18 protein-coding genes and 1 other RNA gene are annotated in these 19,647 nt (G+C 39.6%); 7 read left to right on the top strand and 12 right to left on the bottom strand.

Going from position 1 to position 19,647, the window contains the following annotated elements:
* Positions 1–481 precede the first annotated feature (481 nt).
* From Q0976_RS12805 to pspA, 11 genes are all read right to left on the bottom strand, one after another.
* The gene (locus Q0976_RS12805) at positions 482–1,891 is read right to left on the bottom strand and encodes a sugar porter family MFS transporter (protein WP_299494213.1); all 1,410 of its coding nucleotides are present in this window, start codon (positions 1,889–1,891) and stop codon (positions 482–484) included.
* Between the two features lie 42 nt (positions 1,892–1,933).
* A complete protein-coding gene (gene xylA / locus Q0976_RS12800) occupies positions 1,934–3,259 on the bottom strand; it encodes a xylose isomerase (RefSeq protein ID WP_299494212.1) in 1,326 nt (441 codons plus the stop codon).
* Positions 3,260–3,318: 59 nt separating this feature from the next.
* Positions 3,319–4,773: a xylulokinase gene (gene xylB, locus Q0976_RS12795; protein WP_299494211.1), complete on the bottom strand. Its 1,455-nt coding sequence runs from the start codon at positions 4,771–4,773 to the stop codon at positions 3,319–3,321.
* A gap of 114 nt (positions 4,774–4,887) precedes the next feature.
* Positions 4,888–4,984: signal recognition particle sRNA small type (gene ffs, locus Q0976_RS12790), an RNA gene on the bottom strand.
* 193 nt (positions 4,985–5,177) lie between these two features.
* Positions 5,178–5,504, bottom strand: coding sequence for a ComEA family DNA-binding protein (locus Q0976_RS12785; RefSeq protein ID WP_299494210.1), 327 nt, complete (start codon positions 5,502–5,504; stop codon positions 5,178–5,180).
* 183 nt (positions 5,505–5,687) lie between these two features.
* Entirely contained in the window at positions 5,688–6,914 is a 1,227-nt protein-coding gene (locus tag Q0976_RS12780) for an aminotransferase class I/II-fold pyridoxal phosphate-dependent enzyme (protein ID WP_299494209.1), read from the bottom strand.
* Between the two features lie 92 nt (positions 6,915–7,006).
* Positions 7,007–8,128, bottom strand: a complete 1,122-nt coding sequence (locus tag Q0976_RS12775) for a TIGR01620 family protein (protein ID WP_299494208.1) — start codon at positions 8,126–8,128, stop codon at positions 7,007–7,009.
* 23 nt (positions 8,129–8,151) lie between these two features.
* The gene (locus tag Q0976_RS12770; RefSeq protein WP_299494207.1) at positions 8,152–9,606 is read right to left on the bottom strand and encodes a YcjX family protein; all 1,455 of its coding nucleotides are present in this window, start codon (positions 9,604–9,606) and stop codon (positions 8,152–8,154) included.
* Positions 9,607–9,712: 106 nt separating this feature from the next.
* Positions 9,713–10,108 (bottom strand): envelope stress response membrane protein PspC, encoded by a 396-nt coding sequence (gene pspC / locus Q0976_RS12765; RefSeq protein WP_299494206.1) that lies wholly within the window; start codon positions 10,106–10,108, stop codon positions 9,713–9,715.
* Positions 10,095–10,334 carry an envelope stress response membrane protein PspB gene (gene pspB, locus Q0976_RS12760; protein ID WP_299494205.1) on the bottom strand — a complete coding sequence of 80 codons (240 nt, stop codon included), beginning with the start codon at positions 10,332–10,334 and terminating at the stop codon, positions 10,095–10,097. The genes pspC and pspB overlap by 14 nt, the downstream gene beginning before the upstream one ends.
* 15 nt (positions 10,335–10,349) lie before the next feature.
* On the bottom strand, positions 10,350–11,033 hold the full coding sequence (pspA, locus tag Q0976_RS12755) for a phage shock protein PspA (protein WP_299494204.1): 684 nt from the start codon (positions 11,031–11,033) through the stop codon (positions 10,350–10,352).
* Positions 11,034–11,210: 177 nt separating this feature from the next.
* Here pspA and pspF point away from each other — a divergent pair, with 177 nt between their 5' ends.
* The 7 genes from pspF to fabV all read left to right on the top strand — a co-directional run bounded on the left by pspF (position 11,211) and on the right by fabV (position 19,011).
* Complete coding sequence (gene pspF, locus Q0976_RS12750; RefSeq protein WP_299494203.1) at positions 11,211–12,293, top strand: phage shock protein operon transcriptional activator; 1,083 nt, start codon at positions 11,211–11,213, stop codon at positions 12,291–12,293.
* Between the two features lie 67 nt (positions 12,294–12,360).
* Entirely contained in the window at positions 12,361–13,989 is a 1,629-nt protein-coding gene (locus Q0976_RS12745) for an ABC transporter substrate-binding protein (RefSeq protein ID WP_299494202.1), read from the top strand.
* A complete protein-coding gene (locus Q0976_RS12740) occupies positions 13,989–15,020 on the top strand; it encodes an ABC transporter permease subunit (protein ID WP_299494201.1) in 1,032 nt (343 codons plus the stop codon). The genes Q0976_RS12745 and Q0976_RS12740 overlap by 1 nt, the downstream gene beginning before the upstream one ends.
* Entirely contained in the window at positions 15,007–15,897 is an 891-nt protein-coding gene (locus tag Q0976_RS12735) for an ABC transporter permease subunit (protein WP_299494200.1), read from the top strand. Before Q0976_RS12740 ends, Q0976_RS12735 begins: the two co-directional genes overlap by 14 nt.
* 3 nt (positions 15,898–15,900) lie before the next feature.
* Complete coding sequence (locus Q0976_RS12730) at positions 15,901–16,926, top strand: oligopeptide/dipeptide ABC transporter ATP-binding protein (RefSeq protein ID WP_299494198.1); 1,026 nt, start codon at positions 15,901–15,903, stop codon at positions 16,924–16,926.
* The gene (locus Q0976_RS12725; protein WP_299494197.1) at positions 16,923–17,705 is read left to right on the top strand and encodes an ATP-binding cassette domain-containing protein; all 783 of its coding nucleotides are present in this window, start codon (positions 16,923–16,925) and stop codon (positions 17,703–17,705) included. The genes Q0976_RS12730 and Q0976_RS12725 overlap by 4 nt, the downstream gene beginning before the upstream one ends.
* Before the next feature lie 103 nt (positions 17,706–17,808).
* Positions 17,809–19,011: an enoyl-ACP reductase FabV gene (gene fabV / locus Q0976_RS12720; protein WP_299494196.1), complete on the top strand. Its 1,203-nt coding sequence runs from the start codon at positions 17,809–17,811 to the stop codon at positions 19,009–19,011.
* Positions 19,012–19,128: 117 nt separating this feature from the next.
* On the opposite strand, the gene Q0976_RS12715 is transcribed toward fabV, so the two are convergent.
* The coding region (locus tag Q0976_RS12715; RefSeq protein ID WP_299494195.1) for an IS630 family transposase at positions 19,129–19,647 on the bottom strand (519 nt) is incomplete at its 5' end.

Raw genomic sequence — 19,647 nt, 5'->3', positions numbered from 1 at the left:
TCCTTTCTGCAACGTTATCGCTTATTCATTAAGAATCAACAACACTGCCTTTTATAAAGAAGCGACAAACTGCAATAAAAAATACACAATAGATCCACATGCCCTAGGAAGCTCCCTTCCTAATCATAGAAGATTTATACTTAATTCACTTCATAATCCAAAAAATTTGATCAAAAAGTTTCTCAATTTATCAGCACTTACTTTACAGATCCTCACCATACTTATCGCTATAATACTTCGAATGCAGAATTCAGCTCAAATGAAAAACCTTTTAGACAAGGTTATTCATTGCTCCTGCATAAATGACATTTCCATCATCCTTGATTGTCAACTGAACAGCGATCCTCGTCATTCCAAGTTGATGTCCAATAACATATAAAAATATTTTAATTTATCCAATATAATCAAACGCTTGACACCAAATAAACATACCGACTTCTGCTTTGAATCATCTTAAGTTATTATGGGGTACTTTAGCACTTTAATAAGGCATTACTTCCAGCTCTTTCCCTTTGGTTTCATAAACATAAATAATCACAAATGCCACCGATACTAACGCCGCAATCGCATATAAACTGTAGGTGATGGCTAAACCAAATAAAGAAAGAAACAGAGGAAAACTTATCGTCACACAAAAATTGGCCCCCCATTGCACAAGTCCTGCAACCGCTAATCCTGATCCCCTAATTTGATTAGGGAACATTTCTCCTAATATTACCCACATTACAGGTCCCCAAGACACATTAAAAAAGAAAACATAAGCATTAGCTGACATTAAGGCTAGTAATCCAAAACGCCCTAATTGAAGATCACCGTTAGCATCAATACCTGCCTTTGAAAAAGCATAAACCATTAATAGCAAAGTGACTGACATGCCGATAGACCCTAATAATAGAAAAGGTTTCCTTCCCCATAAATCAATTAATAACATGGTGACAATACAGGCGGTAATACTCACAACCCCAGTTAGAACATTAATCAATAATGCATTATCTTCCGAAAATCCAGCTGCTTGCCAAAGCACGCTCCCATAATAAAAAATAACATTGATGCCGATAAATTGCTGTAAAGCCGCTATTCCAACCCCTACCCAAACAACATGATGTAGCTTACCTGTTTCAGTATTTTTTAAATCAGTAAAGCTGGGAGGATGATCTGATAATAACGATCCATGTATCTCACTCATTTTAATCCGCCCTTGATGTAAACCATATAAGCGGGTTAATACCTTTCTTGCCCTTGCATTTTGATTTTCAGCCACTAAGTATCTGGGGCTTTCTGGAATGAAAAAAAGCGCAAACAAAAATAATAATGCTGGAATAATTTCAACCCAGAACATCCATCGCCATGCTTCAAAACCTAACCAAAAAATCGCAATAGAAGAACCCGCTATTTTTGCCAACGTATAATTGCTGAAAAATGCAGCTAATAACCCTGCTAATATGGAAACTTGCTGTAAAGATGCTAGCGCTCCTCGATAACGAGCAGGGGCCACTTCTGCAATGTAAATAGGCGAAATAATAGAGGCTGCGCCAACAGCAAGACCCCCTAACACTCTAAAAAAAACGAAGGTACCTGATGTTGCTGCAATGCCTGCTCCCCAACCACTAATGATAAAGAGTATTGCAGCGATAATTAATACTGTTCGTCTGCCCCACTTATCCGCTAACCTTCCAGCAAAAAATGCTCCTATAGCACAGCCAAACAACATAGAAGCGACATTAAAGCCCGCTCCAACAGAATTGGAATGATACGCTTGTTGTAAGCCTTCAACAGTGCCATTAATCACACCACTATCAAAACCAAAAAGAAAGCCACCGATAGCCGCAATACCACTAATGAGGATCACAAAAAAAACATTTTCACCTTGATGATTTTTATCCTGTAACACAGGTCCCCCTAGTTAATGAATGCATCTTGACGGATCTCGTCATTAACCATCACGATAAATCATATGATTAATATAATTTTCTAATGCTTCTTGCTGTCCACTCTTTATATGAGGGGCTAACTTATTTTTCTCTGCATAATCCATTAACACCTGCAAGCTTACCTCTCCATTTAAAATATCTTGCCCAAATAAAGTATTCCACTTTTCATATCTTGCTGTTACCACCTTTGATAAGTGTTCATCTAAAATCATTTTTTCTGCATTTATTAAAGCTAAAGCAATTGTATCCATTGCACCGATATGGGAATGAAATAGATCATTTTTATCAATACTCTGCCTACGCAGTTTAGTATCAAAATTAAAACCTCCAGCTTGAAATCCACCATGTTTTAAAATTTCATAACAGATTAATGTCATTTCTTCTACGCTATTAGGAAATTGATCCGTATCCCAGCCCAATTGAGGATCACCTCTATTGGCATCCAAAGAACCAAAGACCTCCAAAGCAAACGCATTACACACTTCATGATGAAAAGAGTGACCCGCTAAGGTGGCATGATTTGCTTCAATATTAAGTAAAAACTCTTTATCTAACCCATATTGACTCAAAAAAGCATAAACGGCAGAGGTATCGTAATCATACTGGTGCTTAGTGGGCTCTTTGGGCTTAGGCTCAATCAGCAATGGACCTTCAAATCCAATTTTATATTTATGTTCCACAATCAAATGTAAAAAACGAGCCATTTGGGCTCTTTCTTGCTTTAAATCTGTATTTAATAAGGTCTCATAACCCTCTCTTCCTCCCCAAATAAGATAATTTTCACCGCCTAGTTCATGAGTCGCCTTCATTGCAGAACAGACTTGCATAGCCGCATAAGCAAAAATATCAGGATCAGGGTTCGTCGCAGCGCCAGACATATACCGCTTATGGCTAAATAAATTAGCGGTTCCCCACAAAGGTACTAAGCCTGTTTCTTGCTGCTTTGCGGCTAACACTTCTTGCATTGTATTAAAATTATAAAGGTAATTTTCGACGCTATCCCCTTCTGGCGAGACATCTGTATCATGAAAGGTATAAAACGGCACATTCAATTTATCAAAAAACTCAAATGCCACATCCGCTTTATATTTGGCCATTTCTAGCGAAGCACTCACTTCATGCCAAGGTCGATTAAAAGCAGGCTCTCCAAACATATCTCCGCCAGTCCAACAAAAACTGTGCCAATAACAAGCAGAAAATCGGCATAACGCTTTCATTGAACGGCCTAAAACTAATCGGTTTTCATCGTAAAAGCGAAAAGAAAATGGCTTTGAATCGCCAGTACCTAAATATTGAACCCTATTGAGATCACTAAAGTATTCAGCCATCGCCAACTCCTATAGACATAATCAGTCTCACTCAGAAAAGCAACTTCATTCGTTACTGTTTAAAATACGCCCACTAGACCTTGATACAAATGATGAAATTTAACTCGGCTCTCTAAATGCATCTCATGTGATCGCATATCCGGTTCATAAGCCGCAATCAATGTGGGCTTAAAAAAAATATCTTCTATCTTATTGTTAGGCATAAGTGCTGATTTAGCCAATCTTGCCGCCCCTAATGCCGGCCCAATATCCCCGCCTTCTAAATACTCAATCTTAATCGCTAGCACATTGGCTAATAGTTGACGCCAATACGCACTTTTGGCGCCGCCTCCAATCAATGAAATCGACTTCGGTGCATTTTGCACTTTATGAGCAGCATTAAGACCTTCAGCAAGTGCATAGCTCACCCCTTCAAGTACCGCTTTAGTCATGTCTACACGGGTCGTTGAATGGGATAAACCAAAAAAAACACCTCTTGCATGAGGATTATTGTGAGGAGTGCGTTCGCCTGATAAATAAGGTAAAAAGAGTATCTTTGAAGGGGAGTTATCCTTTGATGCTTCGACTTCTGCAAGTAACTGGCTTACAGATAAACTTCCGATTATTGTCGCAAACCAATTCAAGCACTCTGCCGCACTTAATATCACCGACATTAAATGCCATTGCTTTGGCAATGCATGGCAAAAGCTGTGAACGGCATCATCAGGATTTTGCTTTGCCCCATCACTTACCACAAAATACACACCCGACGTACCTAAAGACAACATGGCTTGTCTTGGATGACATATTCCCATTCCTAGTGCTCCCGCTGCATTATCACCTGCCCCCGCAACAATAGGCACACTGGACATTTTCCACCTTTTAGCTAAAGAGCTCAGCAAATACCCACTGATTTCATTCCCTTCATGTAACTGAGGCATTTGCTCAACATTCATTCCAGTTACATTTAGCAGTGCTTCACTCCAACAACGCTGCTTCACATTCAACCAGCCCGTACCCGATGCATCTGACAGATCAGAACCAAATTCACCACTTAATTTAAATCTAATAAAGTCTTTTGGTAATAATACCTTATGGATTTTATAAAAAATATCAGGTTCGTTTTTAGCCAGCCATAATAACTTTGGAGCAGTGAAACCTGGCATCATTTGATTGCTGGATAATATTCTTGCTTGAGGTAATAGACGTTCGATTTCTTCACATTGCAAAGCACTTCGACCATCATTCCATAATATAGCGGGACGTAATATTTGATTGCTGCTATCGAGTAATATTGCGCCATGCATTTGACCGGTTAAGCCGATACTTTTTATGTTAACAAGTGAATGGGATAATGATAATCGATCAAATAGGCTAACCAACACCTGCCACCATTCATCAGGTGACTGTTCTGACCAAAAAGGATGAGGGCGTGATATCGATAATGCTTGTTCTTCAATTGCTATCAAATGATTATCGTCAGCAAGTAACATCACTTTTATTGCTGAGGTGCCTAAATCAATACCTAGATACACAGCCCATCTCCGCCTAATAGAACTGATTTAAGCTTAGCTAAACAATGTCACTAAAAAAAGTAAAAGCGGTGGTAATGAAAAATACTAGAAAGAGGATGATGATTTTTGGAGGTTCCCCTAGAGCCACACCTCGGCACATGAGTCACTTGCTGCGGTTGCTCCCTTCCAGGCCTGGCCGAGTTCACAAGTTATCATTGCGAGGGGACCCTAAGGTCACCAGAGGTTTCATTGAGAATCTAACTAACTCCTCAAGAACAAGCGCATTATCTACTATGCGCTTACTGCAATCAAGTGATAATTCACAATTTCACCTCAATTTAAAACTAACTGATTACTTCGCCATCAAGCTGATGATAATCACCACAATAAGAGGAATGATTCACCATCAAAAGTAAAGCCATCAATTAAAATTCAATACGATCTTTATTTTGTTCAATCACACTTGCACCGATCCCGTTCACCTTTTCTAAATCAGCAAGAGATGAAAAATCCCCATGGCTCTGTTGATACTGCTTAATGGCCTGAGCTTTGACGGAACCCACACCTTTTAAACTTGCCAACTCTGATACAGAAGCTGTATTCACATTAATTTTATCTGGCTGAACTTGAGCGGTTTGAACTGTTGAAGTATCTCGTGTGACTGGATTTGTGTCAGAAGTTGAAGCACTACCAGCATATACATTACCCACAAATAATAGGGCAAATAACAGACTACATAGACTGAATTTCATAATTCATCTCCATATAAATTTTGAATGGGCATCAACCTTTTTCAAACTGAAGAGGTCAATACGTGTCATTCCAATGTAGAGTAGAAGTGCCCTATTCGCCAATAATTATGCTTTTTTACTAAGAAAAAAGCATCGCATCGAAACGGAAAAATTAGAAAAATTTATCCTAATTCATTGTTTAAACTAATCTATTGCGTTCTCTATTTCAGCATTAAGTTCAACTCGATAATACTCGATACTGCTTAATGCTTGATTTAAATCTTCAATAATATCTTCTACAGATTCCAGCCCTACAGAAATACGTAATAAACTATCACTAATACCAGCTTCAACTCGCTCTTCTAATGAATAAGGTGAATGTGTCATTGAAGCAGGATGTTGGATCAGAGTCTCCGCATCCCCTAAACTCACCGCAATTGCAATCATCGATAACCGATTAACAAATAAAATCGATTGCTCTAAGCTCGCTTGCAACTCAAACGCGATCACTCCCCCACCTCGCTTCATTTGAGAGCCCACAAGCGCAAATCCATTATGTGTCTCCATGCGAGGATAATACACTTTGGACACAAGTGGATGTGCCTCTAAAAATGCTGCCACTTTTTCAGCATTATCACAATGCCGAGTTAACCTCACATCAAGGGTTTTTAGTCCTCTTAAAATGAGCCACGCATCATGAGGAGAGAGTACGCCACCGAAATCTTTAATTACTTCATATCTAATCACTTCCATTTGAGCTGCGCTGGCACAAATCATTCCCGCAATAACGTCTCCATGACCATTCAAATATTTCGTTGCACTATGAACCACAATATCAATACCATGACTAATTGGTCGCTGTAAAAGTGGCGTCATAAACGTATTATCCACAATACTAATCAAATCATAGCGTTTCGCTATATCTGCAATAGCACTTAAATCAAACACATCTAAATGAGGGTTAACAGGGGTTTCGCAAAATAACACTTTCGTTTCAGGTCTAATGGCAGCACAAATGGCATGATGATCATTAAAATCCACTAAGGTGACTTGTATACCAAATTTAGCCAGTTGTCCTGTCATTAATGAAAATGTGCAACCATAAACCGCTTTTGATGCGACGAGGTGATCACCATGGGCCAAATTAGCCAGTAAAGCAGAAGAAATCGCCGCCATACCTGATGCAACAGCCACCGCTTCTTCACTGCCTTCTAACACCGCCATTTTTCGTTCTAATTCTGCGGTTGTTGGATTGCCTAATCGCGTATAAATATAGCCTTGCTCATCACCTGAAAATCGGGCGCCACCTTGCTCAGCATTATCGAAAACAAACGTTGCACTTTGGCATAGAGGCGTCACTAATGCCCCTTCACTATTTTTTTGATGACCCGCATGAATAGTTTGTGTCGCAAGCTTCCATTTATTTTGCATTTTTCTACCCCAATAGGTTCAATATATTTTCACTGAAGCACCATGAACCATGATGGATAAAAATCACACTAAAATAGAAAAATAATTTTTATTTAAGGTGTAAAATCCTTTTTACGTTGACGATTTTTCTTTTGCTTATTCATTGCCAATACACTGCTTGAAAGCGTTTTTAACTCTAATAGCAGCTCCTTATGGATACCAGATAACTTCGGCTTTGAATCCGCATCAAATGCCAAAGGCCGACATAAAGCCATCGCTTGATAGCCCAATCTCGCCGTTAATAAGCCCCCACCTAACCCTTGCGCTAGTCTCGCTGATAATTTTCCAGACATTTCGACAGATAAAAGTTGTGTACCCAGATCCGTCATCACCTCAGACGTTCCGGCATAAATAATATTCACTAAAATACCCCGAACTAGCTTAATACGGCTCCAATAACCTAATTCAATCCCATAGCATGCTGCAACGTCATTTATCATCCGTTGATTACGCCACAACATAAAAGCCATATCCACAAAAGCTAATGGACTGGCCGCTAATAAAAGCGTGGACTGCCCAGCAAAGCGTCTCACTAATTTCTTTGCAGCCAGATCTCTGTCTTGCAACACCCACTTCTCAAATAAAACCAGTTTTTCAGCATCATTGTGCTCATCACTACACGCAGCAAAATAAGCCTTGATTGCAGGTGATGGGGGTAAACGCGCCACAATATTATCAACAAACGGATCCGCCTCCCCCATTTGCATACTGTCAGATAATCGCATACCCACTTGTTGCGTTTCTTCAACGCCTCTAAGTTTGATAAGTTTTCGCCATTCAAGTACAACCCATTTTAATACGCCAATACTCACTAGTAGGACTAAACTCGTATAAAGAGCAAACAGCCAATGACTTTGTTTCCACGCAGCTTGCAGCCCCAAATACAGTTCAGAACCTATTAATAAAACAAACAAGACGAATATTAACCTCATCCACCAATGACGTTTTTTAGGCCCCTTAGCACTAGGTTTAAAGAGGTTACCATTGACTTCATCCATGGTATTTAATACTGATCCTGAAAAAACGTCCTCTGTGGACTCATTTTTACTATCAATCTCATCATAAGCATCTTGAGTACTAAAATATTGGCTGGGCTTTAATGACTCATCACGACGTTCAAGATCAGAAGAAAATACCTGTTTGAGCTTTAGTATACTTGATTTATTTTTTTCCATTATTCACCTCTAAACGAACAGGATCATATGAGCTTATCTCCAATAAGATACTGTAATAAGTGATCCATACGAATATGTTCAAAATCAGCCCCTTTTATGGAAGCTTGTCGCTTAGGCGGCGCAAAATTAACAAATTCAAATCCTTGTTTATCCCAAAAATTACGCTGTGGTAACGTTTGTGGGACTTCTCCAGGAAATACCGTAATTTGCTCCCGCGTCAACAAGTCTTCACCTTGAAGTACTTCAATTTGCTGTTGGGACTGTTTAACCATTTTATGGGTTGTTGCTTTAATCGCACTGATCGCCATCGTTTCCACGTCACATCCTTCAAACTTAACCTCCTGATGTGTCGATTTAATCAACTCTGATAATAAGGACAAAACATGACTTTGTTGTGAACGGGTAACATGATCAACTTTACTCGCAGCAAACAGTAATTTATCGATTCGAGGTGCAAAAAGCCGCCTTAATAAATGAGACTGCCCAAAAGAAAAACTCTGCATAATATCATTAATCGCCTGCTGCATGTCTTCAAACTGTGCCTTACCCTTATTCAAGGGCGTCAAACAATCAACCAGTAATACTTGCCTGTCAAAACGTGAAAAGTGATGTTGATAAAAAGGTTTAACAACTTTTTTTACATATTCTTGATAACGTGTTTTGAGTACCTGATAATGACTGTCTGGCGCACTGGACTCAAGTTGTTCAAACGTGTGACCACCCATTTCAATGAGTGGAAAAAAAGCCAACACTGGAGTATCAATTAATTCTCCAGGTAACAACATTCTGCCAGGCTGAGCATGATAAAAACCCAATTGGCTCACACTGTCGACTAATAAAGCTTGATACTGATCCGCAATGGCTTTCAGCTGACCTTCATCCGCTTTTGCCATTAAGTCCAATTGAGAAAATGCCCGTTGAAATCGCTCATATTGATCGGATTGAGAGAATATCGATAAACGCTGTTGCTGTAATAAGCACCAACTTTTGAAAGACAATTTTAATAAAGGTAAATCCAATAACCATTCGCCAGGGTAATCAATAATATCCAGATATAAAGTGGCATTATCGGTAAATTTCGCCAATACCCCTTTTTCAGGTTGATAACGTATGGCCAATCTCAGTTCACTAATATTATTCGTTGAGTGTGGCCATTGAGCCGGAGTTGCCGTTAACATTGACATTGCATGCTGATAATTAAAACTGGCTATGGTTAAGTCCGGTTGAAGAACCCTTTTAACGCCCAGTAAACGGCCTTCTCTTGCCACATGCCATAAGGGTAAATGCGCATAATCCCCTTGGTTTCCAGCCTCAAGCAATTGATTCACGAGCCCAGAAATAAAAGCGGTTTTCCCCGCTCCTGACAACCCGGTAACAGCTAACCGTAAGTGTTTATCAGCGCTTCGATGCATCAATGATTGCGCCTTTCGGTTGATACGATTAACAGCCCTTTCTACTGCCTGTTCAATGTTCAGCATAATCGCTCAAATTACCTCAAATTCAAAACCCAATAAACAGCGCTAAATCACAGCGCTGTGAGCCAAGGAAGGATACGTCATTACTCATTATGAAATAAATAGTAGGTTATAAGTTATTAATTTGATTTTTTAAATCAAAATTATCAGAAGTCACATGTCGCTCCATGCGTTGTAATCGCCACTCTAAAGATTTAAATTGTGCATCCACATCCTGAAGTACTGTTTGAGCAGGTTCACCGGGGCGCCACACTGTCTTTTTTATTTCGACATCTTGATGTTCAGCTCCCGTCTTTGCTGCCAAGGGCTTAATATCTAAAATCATCCACAATAAAACATAAATAATAAATACAATGCCGTATCCTCCTAAAAGAAACATGGATGCAGCCACTACCCTGACGAGCCAAACTTCAATATTGAAATAATCAGCCACTCCCGCACACACACCTGCTATTTTACCTAAAGTCGGTATACGATATAAGGTTTTCCCGTTAGTGCCCTTCATCACTTTTCCTCCATTGCGGGACCTGTGAATCAAGTATCGTTTCTAATGTCTCAATACGTTGTGACATTTTATCTGCTTGTTGTTTTAAATCATTAAGCAATACAAACTCATCTTCCGTTAACCCTTGTCCCACTTGTCGTTTACTGCGGTAATGCAGCACTAGCCAAATAGGTGCAACAATGACTAAAAAAATAATAATTGGTACGATTAATATTTCCGTATCCATGTCCCCTCCGCCTTTCTATTGCTCTGTTTTCGTTTTTTTCTTCGCTTGTATTTTCTTTTTTAATGCTTCTAGCTCTGCATTAACAGAATCTTCAGCTTCTAAGGCAGCAAACTCATCTTTCAATGAGGGTTGCTTACCTAAATCATAAGCATCGACTTGAGATTCTAACCCTTCAATACGACGTTCATATTGCTCAAATTTGTTCATCGCCTTATCAATCTTGCCAGAATCCAACTGACGTTTCACTTCGAGACGAGAACTGGCTGTTTGCTTACGCATTATCATGGCTTTTTGACGCACTTTAGCATCAGCCAGCTTTTCTTGTAAGGTTGTGATCTCTTCTTTTAATTTTTGAATTTGTTCTTCAATGATCCGTAATTCATCTTTTAAGCGAATACTGACATCGTCTGCTTTTCGTTTTTCAGCTAACGCTGCTTTAGCAAGATCTTCCCGATCTTTTGATAAGGCCAATTCAGCTTTGTCTTGCCAATCTTGTGCTTGTACATCAGCATGGCTTACTCGGCGCAAAATTTCTTTTTTTTCCGCTAATACTTTAGCGGATGTTGAGCGAACCTCAACTAACGTATCTTCCATCTCTTGAATAATAAGACGAACCATTTTTTCAGGATCTTCTGCTTTATCGAGTAATGCACTAATGTTTGAATTTACAATATCTGCAAATCGAGAAAAAATACCCATAATTTTATCCTTTAGATTTATTTGATTTCAAATTAACACAATCACATTTCATGCCAACTATGAATATTCTTTATATTATAGTTATTTAAGTAATATGTTAAGTTTTACTTTCTTTTACTCAGTCAGCACCTTATTATTATTTTCACTACTTATTAGCGTAAAAGACTAAAATTGACTGTGGCAAATTCATTCCAACAAGACAACCTTATTGGTCAATCTAATGCATTATTAGAAGTTCTTGAACATATTTCTCAAGTTGCCCCCCTCTCAAAACCCGTATTGATCATTGGTGAACGAGGAACGGGAAAAGAGCTTATCGCTGAACGTTTACATTATTTATCGAAACGTTGGGAACAAAGCTTCATTAAACTCAATTGCGGTGCATTAAGTGAAAACTTATTAGAAAGTGAGCTCTTTGGTCACGATGCTGGCGCCTTTACTGGCGCCAATAAGAAACACCAAGGCCGCTTCGAACGAGCCGACGGCGGCACTTTATTTTTAGACGAATTAGCCAATACCTCCGCTTTAGTCCAAGAAAAGTTATTAAGAGTTATTGAATATGGTGAATTTGAACGTGTCGGTGGCAGTCAAACAATACACGCTGATGTGAGACTAATTTGTGCGGCAAATGAAGATTTACCCTCCTTGGCTGATGCTGGAGAGTTTCGCGCTGATTTATTAGATAGGTTAGCATTTGATGTCATCACCTTGCCACCATTAAGGCATCGTTTGGACGATATTATGCCACTGGCTGAACACTTTGCCATCAATATGGCAAAACAGCTCGAGCAATCATTGTTTACAGGCTTTTCTCCTCACGCTTTGAGTCAACTCATGGATTATGCTTGGCCGGGTAATATTCGTGAATTAAAAAATGTGGTTGAACGCAGTGTTTACCGCCATGGAGACTCCCCCGATGCGATAACTGATATCATTATCGACCCTTTTGAGTCGCCCTACCGGCCTAAAAAACAAATAAAACTGCCTGCATCAGACACGCATGTCATCTGCTCACCTGACAATGATGTAACCCAAAAACGTAACTCAGTGTCTCATCCCATCAAAGACTTTACAGATCTGACAAATACAGTCTCTTTCCCTGCCGATTTTAAAAAGCTCAGCGAAACCTATGAGACACAGGTTTTACAACAAGCCTTAAAAGCGGGACAATTTAACCAGAAAAAAACAGCTGAGCTATTAAACTTAAGTTACCATCAATTAAGAGGCATATTGAAAAAATACAATTTGCTGGATAAATAACAACATTGGGGTTTTTGAACTGCACTGCTAGAATAATATTTACCCATAGTTATGCATAAAGACTTCAATGACACAGCCGTTACCACGATCCACTCATTTTATCCTCGGCCTCTTTATTTTGTGCATATTGTCGGGTTGTGAACGTTCAAATGCCCCCTCAGGACTGGTATATTGCTCTGAAGGTAATCCTGAATCATTCAATCCCCAAACAACGGCATCCAACATTACAACAGATGCTACTTTTCATCAAATTTACAATGGGTTAGTTAATTACAGAACCAGAGCTGGCGACATAGAAGGCGCTTTAGCTAAAAGCTGGCAAATCAGTCAAGATGGACTCACATATACCTTTACTTTACGTGATGACATTCAATTTCATCAAACAGCTTACTTTACCCCAACTCGCCCTCTCAACGCCGACGATGTACTGTTCTCTTTTAACCGAATTCTCAATAAAAAACACCCTTTTCACTCAGTCTCAATCACAGGTTACCCTTTTTTTGAAAGTTTAGCTTTTTCTAAACGAGTTAAAAACATCGTCAAACTGAACAATCATCAAGTAGCATTTCATCTCTACCAACCTGATGCGCCCTTTTTATCAACACTATCATCGGCCCATGCTGTTATTTTATCTAAAGAGTATGCTGAACAGTTAATTTCAAAGAATATTCCATTGCGCACTATTGATTGGCGTCCTGTTGGCACTGGCGCCTTTATTTTTGTTGAATATTTGCCCAATGAATATATTCGTTACCGCCGCAATGAACATTACTGGAACTCACCGCCAATATTTAACCAACTCATATTTAATATCTTTACAAATAATGTTCAGCGGCTTTCACATTTTATTACCGGTGACTGCGAGATTTCAGCATTACCAAAAATAAGTGATGTTAACTATTTAACAGACAATGACAATGTCTTTATTGATACCCAAAGCGGTCATAATTTGGCCTACTTAGCGTTTAACATGGAAAGGCCTCCACTTGACAATATTCTTGTCAGACAAGCTATAGCATTTGCCATAAACAGAAGAAATTTGTTGCATTCTGTGTATAAAAATACAGCGATACAAGCCGATAATATATTACCTCCCTCCTCATGGGCTTTCTCAAAGGCCAATCAAATCATCCACTATAATCCAAGCAAAGCAAAAACATTATTAAAAACTGCTGGGATCGATCAATTATCCCTTAATATTTGGGTACAATATTCTGCTAGAGTGTATAATACCGATGCTGAAAAAATGGCTGAACTTATCCAATCCGATTTAAATCATATTGGTATAAACACTCGCATTATTCCCTTTAGCTGGGGAAGCTTTGAGCATCGAAATATTCAAAGCTACGATATGATATTAACAGGCTGGAATTCGGCAAATACTGATCCTAATGATTTTTTCTATCCATTATTTAGCTGTGCAGGCATTGCTCCTTCTAGTAATCTTTCTCGATGGTGTGATCCTAAATTAGATGCTCTTCTTAATAAAGCTCGCTCAATACAAGATAAGGCGCAAAGAAAAACATTATATCGCCAAGCTGAAGATATGATTGGAAGAATGTACCCTATTTTCCCCATTGCCCATGCAAAGGAAATCACATTACTCAATAAATCATTATCATCCTTTCAAATTAATCCTTATAATGGCATTGCTTTCGAAAATATCCGTATAAAAGCCTTTAAGGAAAAACAATAATGGGCCGCTATTTACTTCGCCGCTTCAACCTTTTTATCGCGACTTCCATTATTTTAATCGCTGTTCTGTTTACCGCTACGGAATTATTCCCTGCTAATAAACCCTTTATTCTGAGTGGTATACCACATCCAACCATTTCTGAGTCACTGAAAATAAGCGATGAATTCCAGCTACAAGAGAGCAAACCCCAACAATTTCTTGCCTATTTATGGCAAAAAATAAACGGTAATATGGGGGTTTCAGTCACCTCACAACAACCCATTAATGAAGAGTTATTGAGAGTTTTACCAGCCTCTTATGAATTAGCACTCACAGCAGGATTTTTAGCCTTTTTCTTTGGGTTTCCTATCGGGATGCTGGTGTCTTTAAGTAAGAACAAAATTGGTCAACATACCGTCATGGCCTTTATATTAGCGGGTTATTCTAATCCTGTTATCTGGTTGGGGCCCCTTATTGCACTCGGATTTGGTATTAAACTTGGCTGGTTACCCACTTCAGGACAAATTAATTTACTTTATAATATTAAGCCTGTTACCGGTTTCATGCTTATTGACACTTTATTATCCGATTCGCCTCATCGTCTTTCGGCTTTTTATAGTGCGATACGCCACATTATTTTACCTGCAATCACTTTAGCCATACTGCCTTTTACCGCTATCGTTAGGATCACCCGCGCCGCGATGATGAATATTATGAATCAATCTTTCATTCAAGCTGCAGAAGCTAGGGGCCTTCATACCCGCAATATTGTACTGCGTCATGCATTGCCTAACACTTTTATCCCTGTAGTAAAAAATTTAGGTTTGATGTTAGGTAGTTTCACCGGTTACGGTATTCTTGTTGAAATGGTCTTTGCTTGGCCCGGTGTCGGCTTTTGGTTAATCTCTGGTATAGAGCAACGTGATTACACTGTGATCCAAGGAGGAATATTGGCAGTATCATTAAACATCATTTTTTTAAGTATTATGATTGATATAATTCACACAGCTTATAATCCATTAAGCAAAAAGGAAATATATGCCTCAAATTAAAACCTATCAAGAGGATACTATTCCTTCTCCGAGGCAAAGGTTATGGCAAAACTTTTCAAGCAACCCTTTTTCAATTGTGGGTTTATGGATTGTCATTGGCTTTATTATTATTGCTATTTGGGGGCCTTGGCTAGCACCGTACCCAGCTCAACAACAAGATCCTTTAGCCATCCTTCTGCCTCCCTCTTGGGAAGTGTCTGGCACCGTTGAGCACTTTTTGGGGACCGACGACTTAGGTCGAGATATTTTTAGTTTGATTTTACACGGTGCTTCTCTCACTTTTGGAATGGCACTCATTGTGGTTGCCGCCTCACTGAGTATTGGCTTTTTAATCGGTTCTTTATCGGGCATGATGAAAGGCTTAAAGTCCAGCATTTTAAGCCACTTACTCGATGTATTACTTTCTATTCCTTCTTTATTAATGGCCATCTTAGTGGTTGCCATCAAAGGGCCTGGGTTAAGCAACGTATTTTGGGCCGTTGGCATCGCTCTGACCCCTCTATTTGTTCGTGCTATTCATCAGGCCGTGCATGAAGAAAGACAAAAAGAATATGTCATCGCAGCTAAACTCGATGGAGCGAATACATTACAAGTCTTTTGGTTTGTCATTATGCCGAATGTCTGGGAAAAGCTCATCATTCAAACCACGTTAGCCATTTCCACGGCTATTTTAGAAATTGCGGCAATGGGTTTTTTAAATCTTGGAGCACAAGCGCCTAGCCCAGAATGGGGATCATTGCTATCCCAAGGTTATGATGATTTATTAACTGCTTCTTGGACAATGGCAGCTCCAGGGTTTGCTATTCTCATCAGTGTATTTGCCATCAATTTAGTCGGTGATGGTCTTCGATCGGCTCTTGTGCCCATTAGACATTAAATTATGCCTTTACTCGATATCAGAAACCTCACCATTGAACTCGATACGCCCTATGGCCGCGTCAATGCCATTGACAGAGTCAGCCTCAGTATCAATACAGGCGAATTACATGGACTCGTCGGTGAATCAGGCTCAGGCCGAAGTTTATTAGCCCGAGCTATTTTAGGGATCCCCGGACAAAATTGGCATATTAGGGCCGATCGTATGATGTGGGACGGGCACAATTTGTTGGAAATGTCTTTAAAACAAAGACGCAATCTCATGGGCAGTGATATTGCCATGATTTTTCAAGATCCTTCCAGCTGTCTTGATCCCATTAGAACCGTTGGCAGCCAAATGATTGAAGCGATGCCTACAGATAAGACAATCCCATTTTGGAAACGTCGCGCTCAAAAAAAAGACACCGCGATAAAATGGTTACACAGAGTGGGCATTAAGCATGCGGATAATCTTATTTCTCGCTATGCCTGGGAGCTGTCTGAAGGTGAATGCCAAAAGATTATGATCGCCATGGCCGTTGCCAACAAACCGCGGCTACTTATTGCTGATGAGCCAACAGATTCTATGGAACTCAGTACCCAAGCCCAAATATTTCGGCTACTCAGTAAACTCAATCAAAATCAAAATGTCTCAATTTTACTCATTAGCCACGAGCTCGATACCATTGCCAACTGGTGTCATAAGCTCACGGTACTTTATTGCGGACAAGTCATGGAATCAGGTATCACAACTCAAGTCCTTGATAAACCCTATCATCATTATACGAAAGCCCTGCTAGATAATATCCCTAATTATTCCGGCGCTATCCAACACAAATCCTTAATGAAAACCTTAGCGGGCTCCTCGCCAGCCTTGCAACATTTACCCATAGGCTGTCGATTGGGACCTCGTTGTCCTGAAGCGCAAAAAAAGTGTGTTAATCCTCCTTCCACAACTCAGAAAAAAAACCGATCTTTTGCTTGCCATTTTCCTTATAATAGCGAGCAAGATAAGATACTCACAAGCAAAGATCCGAGTAAGAACCAATGACACCAATCTTACAGGTTAACGATTTAAGTAAAAGCTATTTTGTCGGCTATAAAGGCTTTAGGCGCCAATATACTCAAGCATTATCCCCTATTTCTTTTTCATTAAATAAAGGGGAAACCTTAGCAATTGTCGGTAATACGGGATCCGGTAAAAGTACTCTTGCTCGTTTACTGGTGGGAGCTGAATCACCAACCCAAGGCAGTATTCTTTTTGAAGGGCAGTACTTAAAAAATCATGATCTAAAACATCGCTGCCGATTGATTCGTATGATTTTCCAAGATCCAAACACATCATTAAACCCAAGGATCACCATCGGTGCTTTACTTGAAGAACCACTGCGTTTTAACACTCGCCTAAATAAGAAACAAAGACAATTTCAAGTATATGAAAAATTAATGAAAGTCGGACTTTTACCGGAACACAGTAACTTCTATCCTCACATGATTTCTGAGGGACAAAAACAGCGTGTCGCCATGGCAAGAGCACTCATGCTTAACCCTAAAATAATCATTGCAGATGAAGCCTTAAGTGATTTAGACTTATCGGTACGAGCCCAGATCCTCAACTTGCTCATTAAATTACAAAAAGACATCGGCCTTTCCTATATCTTTGTGTCTCACAACTTAAATATTGTTCGCCATTTTAGTGACAAAGTCATGGTGCTTCAAAAAGGGGTACTTATTGAAAAAGCAAATACAGAACAATTATTTACAGAACCTAAACACGAGTACACTCAACGACTGATTCAAGAGCAATCTTTATATTCACGTAAAAAGTAAACTGCTCCAACCACTGACAAAATCACTGTTTTTTCCTAAAAAAAAGTGTCATTTTACGTCGGTTTATTTATCCTAGCGTTAATTTTTCAAGAGAAATATAAACATGATCATTAAACCTAAAATTCGCGGTTTTATTTGTACCACAACCCACCCTGTTGGTTGTGAAGCCAATGTCTTAGAACAGATTAACTTCGTCAAATCTCAGGGTATCAATGACAATGCCCCTAAGAAAGTATTAGTTATCGGTTCTTCAAGTGGTTATGGCCTTGCTTCTCGTATTACAGCTGCATTTGGCAATCAAGCGGCCACATTAGGCATCTTTTTTGAAAAGCCAGGTACAGAGAAAAAAGCAGGTACCGCAGGTTGGTACAATTCAGCTGCATTTGATAAATTCGCAAAAGCAGAAAATCTCTATTCAAAAAGCATTAATTGTGATGCTTTTAGTCATGAAGCAAAAGACAAGACCATAGAGCTTATCAAACAAGACTTAGGTCAAGTCGATATGGTGGTTTACTCCTTAGCATCACCTGTCCGTAAAATGCCAGACAGCGGAGAAGTTATCCGCTCAGTCTTAAAACCCATTGGACAAACCTATACCACCACTGCTGTCGATACCAATAAAGACGAGATTATTCAAACCAGTGTTGAAGCTGCCAATGAGCAAGAAATTGCTGATACAGTTAAAGTCATGGGCGGAGAAGATTGGGAGCTTTGGATACAAGCCCTCAGTGAAGCAGGCGTATTAGCTCCGACGTGTAAAACTGTTGCTTATAGCTATATCGGCACAGAAATTACTTGGCCGATATACTGGCATGGTGCATTGGGTGAAGCGAAAAAAGATCTTGATAGAGCTGCCCACGCCCTCAATGATCAACTGTCTCAAACAGGTGGTAGTGCCAATGTCGCCGTATTAAAAAGTGTTGTGACCCAAGCCAGCTCAGCTATTCCTGTTATGCCATTATACATTGCGATGGTCTTTAAGAAGATGAGAGAAGAAGGCATTGATGAAGGATGTATTGAGCAAATCAACCGTATGTTTACCCAGCGTTTATATCGTAATGACGGCCAAGCACCTACGGTAGATGATAATAACCGACTACGCCTTGATGATTGGGAAATGCGCGATGATATTCAGCAGCACTGCCAGTCACTATGGTCACAGATCACCACTGAAAACTTAAGTGAACTCACTGACTACCGAGAGTACAAAGAAGAGTTCTTGAAGTTATTTGGTTTTGGTATTGACGGCATTGATTATGAACAAGACGTTAACCCTAACGTTGAATTTGATGTTATCCAGCTATAGCAAGAAATATCATTACAGCATAATTTGATAAACAAAAATAGCGACACAACACGTCGCTATTTTTTATTCATCATCAATAAATTTTCCTATGCCAGCCACTTATACCAATCTGGAAAACTAACTGATCAACTTTGCCCAATCTCTTGAACACATTTTCGTGATTCTTGCTGGACTCTCGATAAACGTATTCCAAGCATCGCAAACGCTATCAACAATGTCTTCGTAACCTTTGAAAACCCTATTGGCCAGACAATGCTGACGCATCCAGTCCCATACCTGCTCTATTGAATTAAGCTCAGGTGAATAGGGCGGTAATTTGATGATACTAATATTCTTAAATTCATCTGCAATATTATCGGTATGCCAGCCCGCACCATCCATGATCACGACTGCGTGTCGCTCTGCGTCAGTCACTTCCGAGATCTGCTTTAGGTGTAATCTCATGCCTTCTTTGCTTGTCCATGGCATAACGATAGCTTGCCCGATCCCCCTGCTTGGACAAACTGAACCAAATAGATAAGCATATTCATACTGTTGTTGGCGTACCACTCGTGGCCTAGTGCCTTTTCTGGCCCAGATCCTCGTTGTCGTGTTTTGTTGACCAAAGCGAGCTTCATCTTGAAACCAAATATCGAC

The organism is uncultured Shewanella sp., assembly GCF_947501665.1.
In the GTDB taxonomy this organism is placed as follows: Bacteria; Pseudomonadota; Gammaproteobacteria; order Enterobacterales; family Shewanellaceae; genus Shewanella.
This window is presented reverse-complemented; position numbering and strand designations above follow the sequence as displayed.